Origin of the sequence: Kribbella pratensis (assembly GCF_004365355.1) — a bacterium.
GTDB lineage: Bacteria > Actinomycetota > Actinomycetes > Propionibacteriales > Kribbellaceae > Kribbella.
The window spans coordinates 2,886,879-2,904,545 of record NZ_SODP01000001.1; the positions used below are offsets into that span (position 1 = coordinate 2,886,879).

Sequence of the window (17,667 nt, forward strand, 5' to 3'; positions counted from 1 at the left end):
TGAAAAACTGTCGGAGGTCGTGTCTACAGTTGGCGGCATGGAGATCCTCGGCGAACGACCCGTCTGGTCGATGAGCGACAGCGAGATGCTGTCGGCTCTCGACGCGGTCTTCGCTGAGACGTCCCGATTGAAGACTCTCGGGTTGCAGCTGATCGCAGCCATCGACCAGGCCGGGTATGCGACGGAGCTCGGCGCCGGCAACACCGCGCGGCTGCTGATCAAGCGCTATCGCATCGACTCCACCGAAGCCCACCGCGACGTTCGCCTCGCCACCGCCTTGACCAAGTACGCCGCCACGTCAGCCGCCCTCCCCGATCCCGCCTTCCCATTCACCAACCCCGACACAGCCACCACCCCCGACACCCCGACAGCACCGACACCGGCGACACCGGCGACACCGACGACACCGACGACACCGACGACACCGACGTGCCCGGGACGTGGCGGGTGCATCCCGCGCAGGCCGCGGCGATCGTGGCGATCCTCGACAAGCTGCCCCCGAGCGTCCCGGCCGAGAATCTCGAGTTCGCCGAACGGCAACTGATCGACCTGGCCGCCACCCACACACCGTCGGACCTACGCAAGGCCGGCCACAAGATTCGCGACATTCTCGACCCCGACGGCCCCGAGCCCGACGAGAAGGCCGCGTATGCGCGCGAGTCCCTCACCTGGAAGACCGCCGACCGGGGCGTCACCTTCCGCGGCTTCCTGGCCAACGAGAACGCCGAACTCTTCCGCACCCTGATTCACGCCCATGCCAAGCCCCACCGCACCGTCGACGGCCAACTCGATCCCCGCCCCCTGAGCAAACGCCAAGCCGACGCCGTCACCACAATCCTCAACACCACCAGCACGGCCGGCACGACCGGCACCGCCGGCCTGACCAGCACGGTCACAAGCACAGCCGCCGCCCACACCAGGCCGGCCGACAGTGGCACCGCGAACGACTGCGCGACTGACGACGACAGCGACGGCGAGGGCGGCACGCTCATCCGGCTTCCCCTCCCGCCGGCTGACACTGGCCGGCCCGACGCACGCGCTCGTGACGCCGAAGGTCGTGATGCGGACAGACGTGACGCGGACGGTTCGGGCGGCGATCCTCAGCTCGTGCCCGGTCACGGGGCCAAGCCACACATCAGCATCACCATCGACTACAACGACCTCGCCGCCGCTACCGCGAACGCCACCGGCGCGCTGATCTTCGGGGACAACCTGTCGGCCGCGACTGTCCGCCAGCTGGCCTGCGACGCCGAGATCCTCCCGATCGTCCTCGGGTCAAAATCGCAACCACTCGACGTCGGTACCAGCCAACGCCTCGTCACCCGTCCGATGCGCCGCGCCCTCAACGCCCGCGACAAAGGCTGCGTCGTGTGCGGAGCGCCACCCATCCACTGCGACGCCCACCACGTGGTCTCCTGGCTCGACGGCGGCATCACCGCCGTCTCCAACCTCGCGCTCCTGTGCAAACGTGACCACCGCGACCTGCACTCCGGCCACTGGCGCATCCGCATCCTCGAAGGCGTCGTCCAGGTCACCCACCCCACCTGGGCCAACCCGACGGCCATCCCACCCGGCAAGTACAAACCACCCACCGCCGACATAGTCCACCAACCGACCACCCCACGCCCCGACCCGTGGTCCGACGACGACCACCCATCAGGCCCGAACAACACACCGCCACCCACACCTGCCCGCCCGACGGAACCTGCGCCCTTCGATCCGTGGGGAGGCCAAGCAGCTGACGTCGGCTGACGTACCCACCGAGTGCCCGTGTACCGGAGCAGCGTGTGCCGACCGGTGAGCTTCAGCGGTGCCGTCCGCCGAGCTTCTCCACGTGCCTTCACCTGACAGCGCAAGCCGATCGGGTGGTTATGCGAGGGGCTGGATCCCTAGACGGGTACGGTCTGCGATGACTTTCTTGCCCTTGGAGGGGTTCATATGTCTGGCACACACTCCTCGACCGAGGTTCGTCAGTCCGGGATGTTGGAGACCGGTGACGGCAACCGTGTCTACTGGGAGGAGCGCGGGAATCCGGATGGCAAGCCGGCGCTCATCGTTCATGGCGGACCCGGTGGCGGCAGTCCATCCGGTACGCCGAAGTTGTTCGATCCGGAGCGGTATCGGATCATCCTGTTCGATCAAAGGGGCTGCGGACGCAGCACCCCTCATGCGAGTGAGCTCGCAACGGACATGTCGCTCAACACCACCGAGCACCTGCTGCGCGACATGGAACAGCTACGTGCGCAGCTCGAGGTTGAACGGTGGTTGCTCTTCGGCGGTTCGTGGGGATCGGCGCTGTCAGTCGCGTATGCCGAACGGCATCCCGAACGCGTGTCGGAGATGGTGCTGCCCGCGTTCTGGCTGATGGGCCGCGCGGAGGTCGACTGGCTGTATCGCGGCGGGGTCGCACAACTGTTCCCAGCGGAGTGGGAGCGGTTCCGCAACGACGTCACCGAGCCTGGAGACGTTGTCGCTGCCTACGTGACGCTGATGAACGACCCCGATGTGCAGGTGCGATCCAGGGCGGCGCTCAACTGGTCGGCCTGGGAGGACGCTGTCCTGTCCCTGGAGCTCCACGGCAAACCGGCACCCTTCAGCGACCGCGCCTCGGCCGACCTGCTGGCCTTCGCACGGATCTGCGCCCATTACGCGACCCACGACGGCTGGTTCGACGACGGGGCTTTGCTTCGCGGCGCCGAAATCCTGGCAGGCATCCCAGGGGTGATCATCCACGGACGGCTCGATCTGAGCTGTCCGTTCGACGCCGCGTGGAAGTTCGCTCAAGCCTGGCCGAGCGCCGAACTGGTTACCTTCGCCGACGCAGGCCACAAAGGCAGTCCCGCGATGCATGAGTACGTGCGCAACACGGTGGCCCGGTTCGCCGGCCTCTAAGCCGGTTTGTGCACGTACGGCGTGGTTGTGGTGACCGCGAGGAAGCCGAGGCGCTGCAGGATCGGGGAGCTGTCGTCGGAGGCGTCGACGTGGAGGTACTTGTAGCCGAGCTCGACGGCACGAGCGGCGCGTACTGCGACGAGCGCCTTGTAGATGCCCTTGCCGCGCCACTCGGCGAGCGTCGACCCGCCCCACAGGCCGGTGAACTCGGTGCCCTTCTTGTACACGGCCCAGGCGGCGGAGACCACCTGACCGTCGACCTCGGCGACGAAGATGTCGGTGCCGCTCGCGTGCCGGCGTACCAGGTCGTCGGCCAGCCAGGACCAGTCGTCGTTCCACACGGTCGACTCCATCGCGGCGATCCGCTCGAAGTCGGCGCGGTCGGAGACCAGGCGGATCGTGACGCCGTCGACCGCGTCACGGCCGCGGAGGCGCTCGGCGATGTCGGCGCTCTCGGCGACGAGCACGGTCTCCTGCTCCTCGGGCTCGAACCCGGCGGCGCGCAGCCGGTCCGGCAGGTCGGCGGGCCGGTCGTGACCGCGGAGCTTCCATTCGACCGCCTGGCCCTTGGCCGCGAAGTAGTCGCGCTGGCGGGCGATCAGCGCGTCGATCTCGGCGCTGTCGAGACCGTCGAGCGTGCGATAGCTGACGAACCCGCGGCTCGGGTACTCGACCCGGATCACCGGGCCGTCCATGCTCGTCGGCACGTCCGCGCTCTCACTGGTTCCGCGCAGTTGGTCGTCGTACACAGCGAGCAACTGCTCGCGCTTCGAGGCATCAGTCACGAAAGGACTCTGACACGCGATCGGATCACCCACCAACTGCGACGACGCTCGGGAGTCGCGCTGCTGTCCGTACGGCGACGGCGGCCGGCGCGCTCGCTCAGGCCGTGCTTGTTGTCGCGGTTGTCGTTGGCGAAGTGGCTCAGCGAGACCATCAGGTTCAGCGGTTCCATGGGTCCGTCCTCCAGGATCTTCGGCGCTTACACCCAGAGGTCGGAGCCGGCGGGCTCAGATTGACATGACGCGGCTAGAAATCTTTCTCGGTGATGAGAACCAGCTGCCGCAGCAGGTCGTCGAGCCGGGTGCGGTCAGCGGCCGGCAGCTGGTGGACCAGCTCCTCCTCGACCCGGCTGATATCGCCGATGGCACGCTCCCAGAGGTCGCTCCCGGACCGGGTGAGCGTCGCGACGACCTTGCGCCGGTCGTCGCGGTCGTGCGCACGCTCGATGAACCCACGCCGCTCCAGCGCATCAAGACGATTGGTCAGCGCCGCCGCGGACATCCCGAGCTGCTTGGCCAACCCACCTGGCGTCTCCCGGTACGGCGTACCGCCGCGGCGGAGCATATGGAGGGTCTTGAACTCCCACAACTGCAGCCCGTACTCCGCAAGCACGGCCTCCCGCCGGCGTTCGAGGTACCGCGTCAGGACCTGCATGCGGACCGTGATCCCTTCGACCTCAGGATCCAGCCCTGGCAACTGACCGGCCCAGAGCTCGACATGAGCATCCACAAAGTCCTTCACCCATCTAATCTTTCAGCCGCTGAAGGTTAGTTGTCAAATATTTCGACGTCGAAATACTCTCTTCGGCATGAGCCAGCTCGCAGCTGTAGACGTCGTCACCGCCGCCACTCACCTCATGCGCGCCGGCCAGTGGTCCGCCGCCACCGCGCTCCTGAACGCCGCCGACCCCGACGATCCGACCGAGCACCTGGCCCTCGCGCTGGCCCGGGCCGAGGTCGCGACAGACCAGGACTTCGCTCAACAGACCAACCACGCCCCCGCGGCCCTGGCCGCAGTTGAAGCTCTCGCAGCTCAGTCGTGGGATCTCGCGATGCTGAAACTCCGGAAGGACTATTCGACCGCCCTGTTCGGCTCACGCGCCGACGACGGAGATCTCGCGGAGCGCGCCCGACAGCTGATCGCCGACGCGCCTGACGATGCCCGCCGAGGAGCCGTCACGTTCTACGCGGGTGTGATGGCGGACAACCTCTACAACCAGTCAGAGGACGCGTTTGCGCACTACACAACGGCGTACCAACTGGGCGAGGAGGCAGGCGACGAGCTGCTGATGTCGCTCGCGCTCAGGCATCTCGGCGACCACGCACACACTGCGGGCGACCTGGCGCTGGCGAGACAACACTGGGAGCGATCGACCGAGCTGCGGCAGAAGGTCGGGCATCTGCTCGGAGCACTGGCTCAGCAGACGTTGCTCGCCGTGCTGCTGCGCGATGAAGGCGACATCGCGGGCTCGCAAGCACTGGCGGCCGAGGTCAACCGCTGGGCGACGCAGGTGGATCTGAAGTTCATCGTCCAGGAGACGGCTGGCCTAATGGCAGACCGAACGCAGCAGGCACCCCCGCGCTGAAGGCGACATGGTCCGGCGGCCGACCCGGAGGCACCAGACCGACGGATTTCAGCAAGGCATCTGCGTCCAGCGAGGTAAGCGTCGCGGAGTGCAGGATCCAGGGAGGGTGCTCGTTGGGCAGGTACCAGGTGCGGCCGGCGCGCTCGATGTGCAGACCCCAGCGGGCGGTGAGGAAGTCTTCAAGCGGTCCGACAGGCAAGCGCTCCCCCAGTGAGATCCCCACAGCCGACTCGATCCCACGCAATCTCGACGTGTAGGTGTGGTGGTTGCCGTCGCGCACGTGACTCATGCGGGCCCACCGATACGGCAGCCCGAAGACAGTCCGCGCCGCGGCGACCACCGCCAGCCGGTTCGCGTCGAGGCTGAGGAACACGACACCACGGCGACCGGTCTCGTCGATCGAGTAGAGCCGGATGTTCGTCTCCAGGAACGAGCCGAAGTACGGCACGCCCGGACCGCGCGGCAACCCGGTGTCGACCATGCGGAACGGCACCAGACCGACGTACGTGCGTCCCTCAAAGGTGTCCGGACGCGTTCCCGGCGGGAAGAAGTGCGCGACGTCGGCCGGCTCGACGGCCCAATGCAGGAACGACAGATCGAGCCACCGCTGCCGCAGGATCCGCGGCCGCCGCAGCGCGGGCGCCGCCGGCCAGGCCATGTCGCCGTCGTTACCCGGCGGTCGGACGGACCTCGCAGGTCGGCCGCCCGTCGTTCAGTTCGCACACGATGTACGCCGTACTCCCGGACTCGGCCGGCTTCCACGGCATCACCGCATCGCCGGCGAGCAACGCGTCGAGCGTCTGCAGCTCGGGGTCACGCTGCTCGGCGTGGTGGTGATATCCCGCCGCACCCAACGCCAACGCGATCGACATCCCGAGCAGGTTCACCTCGTTCGGCCCGTCCGGCACGGTCGCACCCTCCACCGGCTCCAACTTGATGCCGTGGTCCGGAACCTCCACGATCTGCGCGGTGTACTTTCCAGCACTCATAGGGCGAGCGTAACCGTAGCGGTCAGCTGGTGTCCGCTACGCCTTCTAGTGTCGGAGCCATGGAGTTTCGGACAGCGGTACCCCAGGCAGAGCTGGACGAGCTGCAGCGGCGACTGGACACGGCCCGTTGGCCGGATCAGCTGTCGGAGGCTGGTTGGTCGTACGGCGTCGAACTCGACCGGCTGCGCGAGGTCGCGGAGTACTGGCGTGCGTCGTACGACTGGCGGCAGTTCGAGAAGCGGCTGAATGCGCAGCCCCAGCACTTGACCGAGATCGACGGACAGCGCGTGCACTACATCCACCGGAAATCGTTGGGCACCCCGCTGCTTCTGCTGCATGGTTGGCCGGGCTCGAACTCCGACTTCCTGGACCTGATCGAGCCGCTTGCGGAGGACTTCGACCTGGTCATCCCGACCATGCCCGGCTTCGGATTCTCCGGCCCGACCACAGCGACCGGCTGGGGTGTTGAGCGGATCGCGCGGGCGTGGGCGACGTTGATGGAAGAGCTCGGATACGAGCGGTACGGCGTGCACGGCTACGACTGGGGCGCGCGGATCGCGCCGGCGCTCGCGCGATTGGCGCCGGAGCGGGTGATCGGGATGCACCTGGACAGCTACCTGGCGTTTCCGCAGGGTGAGGAGCTGACGGAGGACGAGCAGCAACGGTTGAGCGGCTTGGACAGGTGGCAGGCCGAGCGGTCCGGATACGCGTCGATCCAGTCCACGCGACCACAGACCCTGGCGTACGCCTTGGTCGACTCCCCCGTGGGCCAGCTGGCCTGGAATCTCGAGTGGTACGACGACTACGGCCACCGGATCGGTGCCATCAGCAACGACAAGATCCTGGACAGCGTGACGTTGACCTGGCTGACCGGGACCGCAGGGTCACAGGCGAGGCTCTACCGCGAGGGCCAGTCGTCGTGGGGCGCCGAGGTCGCGTGGTGCCCGGTTCGGACGGGGCTCGCGGTGTTTCCCAACGACAGCACGGTTCGCAGGCTGGTCGAGCGGGAGTTCGACGTCGTGCACTACACCGAGTTCGACCGCGGCGGCCACTTCGCGGCGGTGGAGGTCCCCGATCTGGTGATCGAGGACCTCCAGGCGTTCTTCGGAAAGCTCTAGGACGAGAACGCCGCGTCGAACGATGCGGTCGGTGCGTCGAAGGCGAGCGAGCGGACGAACTGGACCGCTTCCGCGGCGCCGACCAGGCGGTCCATGCCGGCGTCTTCCCACTCGACCGAGATCGGGCCGTCGTACCCGATCGTGTTGAGCATCCGGAAGCACGCCTCCCACGGGACATCCCCGTGGCCGGTCGAGACGAAGTCCCAACCGCGCCGCGGGTCACCCCAGGCGAGGTGCGAACCCATCCGCCCGTTACGGCCGTTGCCGACCTGACGCTTGGCGTCCTTGCAGTCGACGTGGTAGATCCGGTCCTTGAAGTCCCACAGGAACCCGACCGGGTCGAGGTCCTGCCAGACGAAGTGCGACGGGTCCCAGTTCAGCCCGAACGCCGGCCGGTGCCCGATGGCCTCGAGCGTCCGGGTCGTCGACCAGTAGTCGTACGCGATCTCCGACGGGTGCACCTCGTGGGCGAACTTCACGCCCACCTCGTCGAACACGTCGAGGATCGGGTTCCACCGGTCCGCGAAGTCCTGGTACCCGGCCTCGAGCATCGCCGGCGGCACCGGCGGGAACATCGCGACCGTCTTCCAGATCGACGACCCGGTGAACCCGACCACGACATCGACGCCGAGCGCACGCGCGGCCCGGGCGGTGGTCTTCATCTCCTCGGCCGCCCGCTGCCGGACCCCCTCCGGATCACCGTCGCCCCAGATGTGCGCGGGCAGGATCGCCTGGTGCCGCTGGTCGATCGGATCGTCGCAGACCGCCTGCCCGAGCAGGTGGTTGGAGATCGTCCACACCTTCAGGTTGTTCTTCTCCAGGATGTCCAGACGGTCCTGGACGTACGCCGGATCCTCGGCAGCACGCCGTACGTCGAGATGGTCGCCCCAGCAGGCGATCTCGAGACCTTCGTAGCCCCACGAGGCCGCCAGCCGGGCCACCTCCTCGAACGGGAGGTCGGCCCACTGCCCGGTGAACAACGTGATCGGTCGAGCCATGTCGTCTACTCCTTACCGGACGCCGAGGAGGTGTTCCATCGCCAACTGGTCCAGACGTTCGAACCCGAGACCGCGGTTGCCCAGCGCATCCGGGTCGTACGACGCACCGCGGAGGTCGGCCAGCGATTCGCCTTCGGCCAGCGTCGGCTCGTTCAGCTCCGCAACCCGCGCCGCCGCGAGTGCTTCGGCGACCTCCGGGTCGGCACGGAACGCGTTGACCTTCTCGCGCAGGATCAGGTAGTTCCGCATACAACCGCGCGCGGTCTCCCAGACGCCGTCCTCGTCCTCGGTCCGCGGCGGCTTGTAGTCGAAGTGGATGTGCCCGTCGTACGCCGGGTAGCGCCCCGACCCCTGCAGTACGTCGACCGTCCAGAACGCCTCACGCAGGTTGCCGGCGCCGAACCGCAGGTCCTGGTCGAACCGCGGACCGTGCTGTCCGTTGAGGTCGATGTGGTACAGCTTCCCGTGCCACAACGCCTGCGCGATGCCGTGCGCGTAGTTCAGCGACGCCATCTGCTCGTGCCCGACCTCGGGGTTGATGCCGACCAGTTCCGGGTCGGCGAGATCGTTGATGAAGGCAATCGCATGGCCGATCGAGGGCAGCAGGATGTCGCCGCGCGGCTCGTTCGGCTTCGGCTCGATCGCGAAGCGGATGTTGTACCCCTGCTCGCGGACGTACGCGCAGAGCAGGTCCATCGACTCCTTGTACCGGTCCAGCGCGGCCCGCACGTCCTTCGAGCCACCGGACTCCGCACCTTCACGACCGCCCCACAGCACGTACGTCGTCGCGCCCAGCTCGGCGGCCAGATCGACGTTGCGCAGCACCTTCGCCAACGCGTAGCGCCGTACCTGGCGGTCGTTGGCGGTCAGGCCGCCGTCCTTGAAGACGGGGTGGCTGAACAGGTTCGTGGTCATCATCTCGACGCCCATGCCCGTGTCGGCGAGCGCCTTCGTGAAGCGCTCGAGCACCTGGCCGCGAGTGCTGTCATCGGGTACGACGTCGTCGTCGTGGAACGTGACCGCCGCGGCGCCCAGTTCCGCGAGCTTCTCGACGGCGTGGACCGGGTCCATCGCCGGGCGCACCGCCGTACCGAACACGTCGACGCCCTGCCAACCGACCGTCCACAGACCGAACGAGAACTTGTCGTCCTTGGTCGGGGTAAAGCTGTTCATGCTGAGATCTCCTGCCATTGACGGGTTGTAGAACTGGTCTCGACCGCGGCCAGCACGCGCTGGACCTGCAGTCCGTCGGCGAACGACGGCGCCGGATCGGTGCCCTCGGCAATCGCGGTGACGAGGTCGACGACCTGGTGGGTAAAGCCGTGCTCGTAGCCGAGCAGGTGGCCCGGCGGCCACCACGCACCGACGTACGGGTGGTCGGGTTCGGTGGCGAGGATGCGGCGGAAGCCTGCCGTCCTCGAGTCATCTGTCGCGTCGTAGTAGTGCAGCAGGTTCATGTCCTCGAAGTCGAAGGCCAGACTGCCGAGGCTGCCGTTGATCTCGATCCGGATCGCGTTCTTCCGGCCGGTCGCGAAGCGGGTGGCCTCGAAGACACCGAGCGCACCGGAGCGGAACGTGGCCAGGAACACTGCAGCGTCGTCGACCGTCACCGGTCCGCGCTCGGTCCCCGCCGTACCGGCGAGACCGGAGTGTTCGGCGGCGACCGGGCGCTCCTTGACGAAGGTCTCCAGCCGGGCGCTGACCTCGCCGATCGTGTCACCGGTGATGTACTGCGTCATGTCGATGATGTGCGCGCCGATGTCACCGAGCGCACCCGACCCGGCCTTGGACTTGTCCAGCCGCCACGACAGCGGCGCCTCCGGGTCGGCGATCCAGTCCTGCAGGTACTGCGCGCGGACGTGCCGGATCGTCCCGAGCTTGCCCTCGGCAACGAGCTGGCGGGCCAGCGCGATCGCCGGCACCCGGCGGTAGGTGAACCCGACCATCGACCTGATCCCCTTGGCCTTGGCCGCCTCGGCTGCCGCGGTCATCGCCTCGGCCTCCTCGACGGTGTTGGCCAGCGGCTTCTCGCAGAGGACGTGTTTGCCGGCCTCCAGGGCGGCGATCGCGATCTCGGCGTGGCTGTCGCCCGGCGTACACACGTCGACCAGCTGGACGTCGTCGCGGCCGAGCAGCTTGCGCCAGTCGGTCTCGGTGTCCTTCCAGCCGAGCTTCGTCGCGGCGGCCTGCACGGCCTCCGCGTTGCGGCCGCAGAGCACATTCATGGCCGGGTCCAGCGGCAGGTCGAAGAAGCGCGGCGCGCTCCGCCAGGCCTGCGAATGGGCCGCGCCCATGAACGCGTAGCCGATCAGGCCGATGCCCAGGTTCGTCATTGCTCTCCTCTTAGCTCTCGCTGTGTTTGATCAGCTTTCGAAGGCGGTGGGCAGGTACTGGTCCACGTTCTCCTTGGTGACCACCGGCGCGTACAGCTGGACGGTGCGCGGCACCTCGACCTCCACCAGGTCGCCGAGAGCCTTCTTCTGCACCAGCAGACGGGCCAGCCGGATGCCGTCGGCACCCTGCGTGGACGGGTAGATAACGGTGGCCTTCAGCAACGAGTTGCCGGACTTGATGTCCCGCATCACGTTCGCCGAACCGGCCCCGCCGACCACGAAGAACTCCTTGCGGCCGGAGTTCTTGATCGCGGCCATCACCCCGACGCCCTGGTCGTCGTCGTGGTTCCAGATCGCGTCGATCTTCGGCGCTGCCTGCAACAGGTTGGCGGCGGCCTTCTCGCCGGACTCCACGGTGAACTCCGCGGCCACCCGGTTGCTGACCTTCAGACCGCAGTCGGCGAGCGCTTCCTTGAACCCACGGCTGCGGTCCTGAGTCAACGGCAGCGAGTCGATGCCGGCGATCTCGGCGACCACCGCGTCCTTCTTGCCCTTCAGCTGGTCGCAGATGTACGTACCGGCCGACACGCCCATCCCGTGGTTGTCGCCGAGCACCGTCGTCCGGGCCGCGAACGGGCTGTCGAACTCGCGGTCGACGTTGATCACCGTGATGCCGGCCTCCATCGCCTTCGTCGCGACCGGGGTGAGCGCCGCCCCGTCGAACGGAAGCAGAACGATGGCGTCGACCTTCTGGTTGATGAACGTCTCGACCTGGCTGATCTGCAGGTTCACGTCGTTCGTGCCCTCGGCGACGATCAGCTCGACGTCGGAGTACTTCTTGGCCTCGGCCTGGGTCGCCTTGGTGATGGCGCCCATCCAGCCGTGGTCGGCGGCCGGCGCGGAGAAGCCGATCTTGACCTTCTTGCCGGGCTCGTCGTTCTTGACCGCGGCCTGGTTGGCCGGCGCCTTGTCGGCATTGTCCTCGGTCTTCGGGGTGTTGCTGGTGCAGGCAGTCAAGGCGACGGCTGCCAGACCTGCGACCACCAGACTTCGGGCGAAACGTTTGGACATCGTTGTCCTCCTATGAACTCGTCGTGCGGGCGGCCAGACGTTGCTGCAGCAGGACGGCGACCACGATGATCGCGCCCTTGGCCACAGACTGGGCGGAGATGCTCAGGTTGTTGAGCGTGAAGACGTTGTTCAACGTCGTGAAGATCAGTACGCCGATGACCGTGCCGACGATCGTGCCGCGGCCGCCGGACAGCAGCGTGCCGCCGATCACCACCGCCGCGATCGCGTCCAGCTCGTACAACTGACCATGGGTGGAGCTCCCCGTCGTCGTCCGCGCCATCAACATCACCGCGGCGATCCCGCAGCACAGTCCGGCCACGACGTACAGCGCCACGGTGTGACGCTGGACCTTGATCCCCGCCAGCCGGGCGGCCTCGGCGTTACCGCCGACGGCGAAGGTACGGCGGCCGAAGGTGGTCCGGTTCAGCACCACCCAGCCGGCCGCGGCGACCAGCAGGAAGATCCAGACCAGGACCGGGACGCCGATCAGCGAGCCGCCGAAGAAGTCGACGAACGAATTGACCGTGATGATCTGGGTCTTCCGGTCGGAGATGATCTCGGCCAGACCGCGGGCCGCCGCGAGCATCGCCAGCGTCGCGATGAACGGCACGATCTTGCCGTAGGCAATCAACAGGCCGTTGACCAGGCCGCACGCGGCACCGACCGCGAGCGCCGTGGAGACCATCAGGATCCAGTGGTAGTCGGCGGCCAGCTGCTGGGTCGCCAGCGTGGTCGCCCAGACCGAGGCCAGCGCGACCATCGCGCCGACGCTCAGGTCGATCCCGCCGCCGGTGATGACGAACGTCATGCCGACGCTGACGACACCGATGACGGCGGCCAGCCGCAGGATGGTCAGCACGTTGGCACCGGTGGCGAACGTGTCGCCGGCGGTGATCACACCGACGATGCAGAGCACGACCAGCGCGACCACCAGACCGAGGTTGCGTCCGACCCCCGACCTGAGCAGGTTCGCCGATCGTTGGGCTGCCGGCTGGGTGACAGTGGCCTGGCTCGACGCTGTCGTGTCCGGTCCGGTCTCCCCCGTTGTGTCAGGTGTCGTGATGTCCTCACTCATCACACCGCACTTCCCTCCATCACCAGGTCGAGGACCTGGTGTTCGTCGATGGCTTGCGCGGGTCCCGTGTGGACGGCACGCCCCTCCCGCAGTACGACGACCCGGTCGGACAGACCGAGCACTTCCTCGACCTCGCTGGAGACCAGCACGATCGCGACCCCGTTGGCCGCCAGCGTGCGGATCAGCGCGTAGATCTCCGAGCGCGCGCCGACGTCGACGCCGCGTGTCGGCTCGTCGAGCAGCAGCACCCGGCAGTCGCGCAGCAACCAGCGCGCCAGCACGACCTTCTGCTGGTTGCCCCCGGACAGGTTGCGGACCGGATGGTCCACCCCAGGCGGCCGCAGGTCCAGCGACTTGGCCAGGCCGGCGGCTGCCTCCCGCTCGGCCCGGTTGTTCAGGAATCCCCCGCTGGCGAACCGCTGCAGCGTCGACACCGTGATGTTCTTGTACACGGCCTGGTCCAGCAGCAGTGCCTGGCTCTTGCGTTCCTCCGGAGCGAGCCCGACCCCGGCCTTGACCGCCGCCTGCACCCGGCCCGGCCGTAGCGCGACACCGTCGACGCGGACGGATCCGCTCGCTGCGCGTCGCGCGCCGTACACGGTCTCGAGTACTTCGGAGCGGCCGGAGCCGACGAGGCCCGCCAGGCCGAGGATCTCGCCGGCTCGGACCGTGAAGCCGATCCCGGCGAACTCGCCCGGCCTGGTCAGCTCGTCGACCTCGAGGACGACCGGCGCCGTGCTCGCGACCTCGTTGCGCGGCGGGAAGACATACTCGATCGAGCGTCCGGTCATCAGCCGGATGAGTTCCTTCGTCGGGGTCTCGCGGGCGTCGAGTCCGGTGGCGACCGTCGCGCCGTCCTTCAGGACCGTGACCCGGTTGCCGATCTGGCGGATCTCCTCGAGCCGGTGCGAGATGTAGACGACCGCGACGCCGCGTTCGGTCAGGCCGCGGATCACCCGGAACAGGTTCGACACCTCTTCGGGATCGAGGACCGCGGACGGTTCGTCCATCACGATCAGGCGGGCGTCACGCGACAGCGCCCTGGCCATGCTCACGACCTGCTGCCCGGCGGCCGGCAGCGAACCGACTGCGCGATGGGTGGGGATCTCGGCGTGCCCGAGACCCTGCAGGATCTCGCGGGCCCGGGCGGTCGCCTCGTGCGTACGGCTGAAGCCGAAGCGGGCCGGCTCGTGGCCCAGAAAGATGTTCTCGGCAACGGTCAGGTCGGGCACCAGGTCGAGTTCCTGGTAGATCGCGGCGATGCCGCGCTGGATCGCCGCGGTCGGGCTGTTCAGCTGGACCGGCTCGCCGTTCAAGTGGATCGTGCCCGCATCCGGCTGGTGCGCACCGGTCAGCACCCGGATCAAGGTCGACTTGCCAGCGCCGTTCTGCCCGAGCAGACAGTGCACTTCCCCGGCGCGAACGTCGAGGTCGACGCCGTCGAGCGCGCGTACGCCGGGAAACTCCTTGACGATGCCGGTCATGGTCAGGAGGTCGGTCATCGCGCCACCCCGATCCTCGTCGGGTCGACGAAGACCTGGTCGAGCGAGATCTGCGCGCCGCCGCGGACTGCCGCCGCGAAACCGAGCTCGGACCGGACCACCCGGCAGCCGCCGCCGTCCGGTGCGATCACGCGCTCGCGGATCGCCTTCTCCAGTGGTTCTTTCAGCCATGGCCCGAGCACGGCGAAGTACCCACCGAGCACGAGCACGTCCGGGTTCAGGATGTTCACCAGGATCGCTCCCCCAATCCCCAGCCAGGTGCCGACGTCCTTCAACGCGGACAGCGTCCGCGCCTCCCCCGCCTCGGCCCGCCGGGTGATCCCGGCCAGCCGTTGCTCCACGTCCAGCGACGGATCCCGTACCGGGTCGTCGCTGTCCGTTGCCTTGTGCAACAGTGCGGTCAGCCCGACGACGGTCTCCCAGCAGCCGGTCCGGCCACAGCCGCAGGTCCGTCCGGGCGGCGCGACCGGCATGTGCCCGACCTCGCCGCTGTACCCGTGCCCGCCGCGCAACAGCTGCCCGCCGGCCACCACGCCACCGCCGACACCGACCGCGCCGGTCAGCAGCACGAGGTCGTGCACCGGCTCGTCCTCGGTCTGGCGCAGATCGGCGTACGCCGCCAGCGCCGCAAGGTTCGCCTCGTTGTCGACGTGCAACGGGTACGTCGGGTCGCCCAGCCGCGACCGCATCTCCTGGGCGACGGACAGCTCGCCCCATCCCAGGTTCGGCGCGATCTTCAGCTCGCCGGTCTCGCCCTGGACCAGGCCCGGCACGGCCAGGGTGACGCCCGCCAACTGCCCGCCACGGACCTCGACGCCTGCGACCGCTTCCTGCACCAGGTCCGCGAAGCGGTCGAGCGTCGTAGCGGGATCGAGGTGCGCGACGTCGACCGGGACGCGCTTCTCGAGCACGACCGCGCCGGTCAGGTCGAGGGCCGAGACGGCCAGGTAGTCGACGTTGATCTCGCCACCGACGCCGCACACGCCGGTGCCGTCGAGCTCGACGAGCAGGCCAGGGCGACCGAGCGCGCGGGACGAGTCGGCGGAGCCTTCGCGGAGCAGTCCGCGTTCGACGAGTTCGGCGACGAGGCTGCTCACGGTGGCCTTGTTCAGGCCGGTCTCCTCGGCGATCCGGGCCCGGGACCGCGGGCCGAGGTCGCGGACATGCCGCAGTACGACCGAGAGGTTGTTCCGTCGGAGCGAGACGTGATCGGCGGCGACACCCCGGCTGCCGGGGCGACGACCGTCGGTCAACGTCATCCTCGTGCCTCCCTGCCGACTTTGTCTGTTGATCCAACAAACTAAGTTCACGACAGAAGGGCGTCAAGAGCTACGGAGCGGTCAAGTTCTTGCGGGGCTTTGTCAGACTTGTACGCTCGCCGCGCGACAGACCAACGGCAGCGGTCGCCTGCTCAGGCAGGCGCCGCTGACCTCGGTACGGCGTGGACCGCTTGGACCGCCCGGACCGCCTCGGAGCTAGAACAGCTCCATGCTGTCGGCGGTCGCGGTGATGACCGGGTTGTCGAAGTACATCCGGCAGGCGATCGCATGGCCGGAGCAGGTGAGCAGGGCCGGTCCGGCAGCGTCGACGACCTTGTAGGCGACCGGGTGCTCGCAGCGCTCGACCTCGCCCTCGTTCTGCCGCCCGCAGCCCAGGACGTGACAGGTCGCGGTGTCCCCGATGTTCATCAGCGTCAGGCCGTGCTCGGGGCAGACGCCCCAGCCGACACCGCAGACCTGGCCCTCGTTCGCCGCGAGCCGGACGAGCTTGCCGGCGGTGGCCTCGAGCTTGGACGCCATCTCGCGGAACGTGGTGGCGGCCTGGTCGAGCTCGTGCCGGAACCGGCGCAGCTCGGTGGAGTCCGGCATGCTCTGCGTCGCCGCCTGCAGGTCTTCGGCCAGCGTCATCGCGGCAACCGCGATCTCGTCGACCCGGACCGGGGTGTTGAACTGGCGCAGCGCCGTACCGTTGTGCTCGCGCGGCCGATCACGGACCTCGGAGAGCCAGTCCGAGCGCGGCGGCTGGTCGGGCTGTCCGGGCTGGTCGGGCTGGTCGGTGCGGATCTCGGCGATCTTCTCCCCCGGCTGCCAGTTCGGCTGCTTCGGTTGATTCTGTTGATTCTGTTGATTCGGCTGAGGATGTTCGCCGGTCGGACCCTCGGACTGGTCCGGTGGTTGAAGGTGAGTGGATGATTGCGGACCGTGACGGTTGGTCCCGTTGCCCGACCCGTTCACCGGGATCCGGCTATCTTGCGCTGTCCGCCCGTTCATACAGCCTCACTCGTCCAGTGCCTGGCACCCGCCATATGCGATGCGTCCCCTGTTGTGCCCTCGGTTGCCGATCGTGCCATGACCCAGGTACCCACGACCAGAGGAAGAACAACGGCGTCACCCACCGCGCCCCCTTACATGCAGACCGCAACGAACAACCCCCAGGCATCACCACGTTCCCCAGCGTGAAAGCCACCGAATCACACCGGACGAGTTACTCAACGTGGTTTTGACATTTCCGCACTGAACGTCGTCACGCGGTCGCTGTGAGGTGTTCTTCGAGGAATTCGACCACCCGGGCGCGAGCGTTGAAGGCCGAATTCGGCGGATTGTCGCGGATCTCTGCGGTGAGCACCGCGTGCGCGCCCTTGGCGTATCCGTCGGGGTTGCCCGGCGACGAATCGAGTTCGATCACCTCGAACGCATCGCCGAGGTGAGCACGCAGAGTGTTGAATCTCTCGGGAGGGGCCGCGCGGTCGCCGCTGAACCGCAGGCCAAGCACGCACAGCCCGTCGGTCCGCGTGCGCTCTTTGACGACCTCGAACTCCTCCTGCGACATCCCCGGATCGCGCCGCATCCTCGCGCTGACCGGGAAGGGCACTGCGGGCTGACTGAGCACCGACGCGTTGACGACGTCCTCGACGGCCGCAGCGAGCGCGAAACCTCCGGTGAAACACATGCCGATCACACCGACGCCGCGGCCCGGCGTACGTCCGGCCAGGTCCTTCGCGACCGCACGCAGGTACTTCGTGATCGGCCGCTCGGCGTTCACCGCGAAGCTGCGGAACTCCTTGGAGACGCAGAGCCGCGCGACGATTCCCAGCGTGTAGCCGGCGGTGGCCGCGCGTCCCGGCGTACCGAAGGGTGACGGGATCACGACCGTGAAGCCGGCGGCGACGAGATGCTCGCCGAACTCGGCCACCTCGGGACTCAGGCCCGGGATCTCCGGGATCAGCACGACGCCCGGCCCCTCGCCCTTCTCGAAGCAGTCGTAGGTCAGGCCGCCGCCGGTGAACGGCGCCCTCTGCCAGGAACCCAGGTCCACAGTCAT

At 68.0% G+C, this 17,667-nt stretch carries 19 protein-coding genes; 5 read left to right on the forward strand and 14 right to left on the reverse strand.

What is annotated here, in order from left to right:
• Window positions 1-37 precede the first annotated feature (37 nt).
• The 3 genes from EV653_RS42455 to pip all read left to right on the forward strand — a co-directional run bounded on the left by EV653_RS42455 (window position 38) and on the right by pip (window position 2,892).
• The gene (locus EV653_RS42455) at window positions 38-544 is read left to right on the forward strand and encodes a DUF222 domain-containing protein (protein WP_134102418.1); all 507 of its coding nucleotides are present in this window, start codon (window positions 38-40) and stop codon (window positions 542-544) included.
• Window positions 448-1,752, forward strand: a complete 1,305-nt coding sequence (locus EV653_RS42460) for an HNH endonuclease signature motif containing protein (RefSeq protein WP_134102421.1) — start codon at window positions 448-450, stop codon at window positions 1,750-1,752. The genes EV653_RS42455 and EV653_RS42460 overlap by 97 nt, the downstream gene beginning before the upstream one ends.
• A 186-nt stretch (window positions 1,753-1,938) precedes the next feature.
• On the forward strand, window positions 1,939-2,892 hold the full coding sequence (pip, locus tag EV653_RS13605; protein ID WP_134102424.1) for a prolyl aminopeptidase: 954 nt from the start codon (window positions 1,939-1,941) through the stop codon (window positions 2,890-2,892).
• Here the strand turns inward: pip and EV653_RS13610 are convergent.
• The 3 genes from EV653_RS13610 to EV653_RS13615 all read right to left on the reverse strand — a co-directional run bounded on the left by EV653_RS13610 (window position 2,889) and on the right by EV653_RS13615 (window position 4,416).
• The gene (locus tag EV653_RS13610) at window positions 2,889-3,677 is read right to left on the reverse strand and encodes a GNAT family N-acetyltransferase (RefSeq protein WP_166679384.1); all 789 of its coding nucleotides are present in this window, start codon (window positions 3,675-3,677) and stop codon (window positions 2,889-2,891) included. The two genes, pip and EV653_RS13610, sit on opposite strands and share 4 nt — an antisense overlap.
• On the reverse strand, window positions 3,674-3,847 hold the full coding sequence (locus EV653_RS41115) for a hypothetical protein (RefSeq protein WP_166679385.1): 174 nt from the start codon (window positions 3,845-3,847) through the stop codon (window positions 3,674-3,676). Before EV653_RS41115 ends, EV653_RS13610 begins: the two co-directional genes overlap by 4 nt.
• A gap of 74 nt (window positions 3,848-3,921) precedes the next feature.
• Entirely contained in the window at window positions 3,922-4,416 is a 495-nt protein-coding gene (locus tag EV653_RS13615; RefSeq protein ID WP_238159716.1) for a MarR family winged helix-turn-helix transcriptional regulator, read from the reverse strand.
• A 67-nt stretch (window positions 4,417-4,483) separates the two neighbouring features.
• Between EV653_RS13615 and EV653_RS13620 the strand changes: the two genes are divergently transcribed.
• Complete coding sequence (locus EV653_RS13620; protein ID WP_134102426.1) at window positions 4,484-5,260, forward strand: hypothetical protein; 777 nt, start codon at window positions 4,484-4,486, stop codon at window positions 5,258-5,260.
• On the opposite strand, the gene EV653_RS13625 is transcribed toward EV653_RS13620, so the two are convergent.
• Window positions 5,199-5,918 (reverse strand): YqjF family protein, encoded by a 720-nt coding sequence (locus tag EV653_RS13625; RefSeq protein ID WP_134102428.1) that lies wholly within the window; start codon window positions 5,916-5,918, stop codon window positions 5,199-5,201. The genes EV653_RS13620 and EV653_RS13625 overlap by 62 nt on opposite strands.
• A 10-nt stretch (window positions 5,919-5,928) precedes the next feature.
• Window positions 5,929-6,249 (reverse strand): hypothetical protein, encoded by a 321-nt coding sequence (locus EV653_RS13630; RefSeq protein WP_134102431.1) that lies wholly within the window; start codon window positions 6,247-6,249, stop codon window positions 5,929-5,931.
• A 59-nt stretch (window positions 6,250-6,308) separates the two neighbouring features.
• On the opposite strand from EV653_RS13630, the gene EV653_RS13635 reads away from it, so the two are divergent.
• A complete protein-coding gene (locus tag EV653_RS13635) occupies window positions 6,309-7,367 on the forward strand; it encodes an epoxide hydrolase family protein (protein WP_134102434.1) in 1,059 nt (352 codons plus the stop codon).
• Here EV653_RS13635 and EV653_RS13640 read toward each other — a convergent pair.
• From EV653_RS13640 to EV653_RS13680, 9 genes are all read right to left on the reverse strand, one after another.
• Window positions 7,364-8,365, reverse strand: a complete 1,002-nt coding sequence (locus EV653_RS13640; protein ID WP_134102437.1) for a sugar phosphate isomerase/epimerase family protein — start codon at window positions 8,363-8,365, stop codon at window positions 7,364-7,366. The two genes, EV653_RS13635 and EV653_RS13640, sit on opposite strands and share 4 nt — an antisense overlap.
• Window positions 8,366-8,377: 12 nt before the next feature.
• Entirely contained in the window at window positions 8,378-9,538 is a 1,161-nt protein-coding gene (gene xylA / locus EV653_RS13645; protein WP_134102441.1) for a xylose isomerase, read from the reverse strand.
• On the reverse strand, window positions 9,535-10,698 hold the full coding sequence (locus tag EV653_RS13650) for a Gfo/Idh/MocA family protein (protein ID WP_134102444.1): 1,164 nt from the start codon (window positions 10,696-10,698) through the stop codon (window positions 9,535-9,537). The genes xylA and EV653_RS13650 overlap by 4 nt, the downstream gene beginning before the upstream one ends.
• A gap of 30 nt (window positions 10,699-10,728) precedes the next feature.
• On the reverse strand, window positions 10,729-11,769 hold the full coding sequence (locus tag EV653_RS13655) for a substrate-binding domain-containing protein (protein ID WP_134102447.1): 1,041 nt from the start codon (window positions 11,767-11,769) through the stop codon (window positions 10,729-10,731).
• Window positions 11,770-11,779: 10 nt separating this feature from the next.
• Window positions 11,780-12,844: an ABC transporter permease gene (locus EV653_RS13660; RefSeq protein ID WP_134102450.1), complete on the reverse strand. Its 1,065-nt coding sequence runs from the start codon at window positions 12,842-12,844 to the stop codon at window positions 11,780-11,782.
• Complete coding sequence (locus tag EV653_RS13665) at window positions 12,844-14,346, reverse strand: sugar ABC transporter ATP-binding protein (RefSeq protein WP_134102453.1); 1,503 nt, start codon at window positions 14,344-14,346, stop codon at window positions 12,844-12,846. The genes EV653_RS13660 and EV653_RS13665 overlap by 1 nt, the downstream gene beginning before the upstream one ends.
• Window positions 14,343-15,605, reverse strand: coding sequence for an ROK family transcriptional regulator (locus tag EV653_RS13670; RefSeq protein WP_134102456.1), 1,263 nt, complete (start codon window positions 15,603-15,605; stop codon window positions 14,343-14,345). The genes EV653_RS13665 and EV653_RS13670 overlap by 4 nt, the downstream gene beginning before the upstream one ends.
• A 216-nt stretch (window positions 15,606-15,821) precedes the next feature.
• Entirely contained in the window at window positions 15,822-16,616 is a 795-nt protein-coding gene (locus EV653_RS13675; protein WP_134102459.1) for a hypothetical protein, read from the reverse strand.
• Between the two features lie 253 nt (window positions 16,617-16,869).
• Entirely contained in the window at window positions 16,870-17,667 is a 798-nt protein-coding gene (locus tag EV653_RS13680; protein WP_134102462.1) for a dienelactone hydrolase family protein, read from the reverse strand.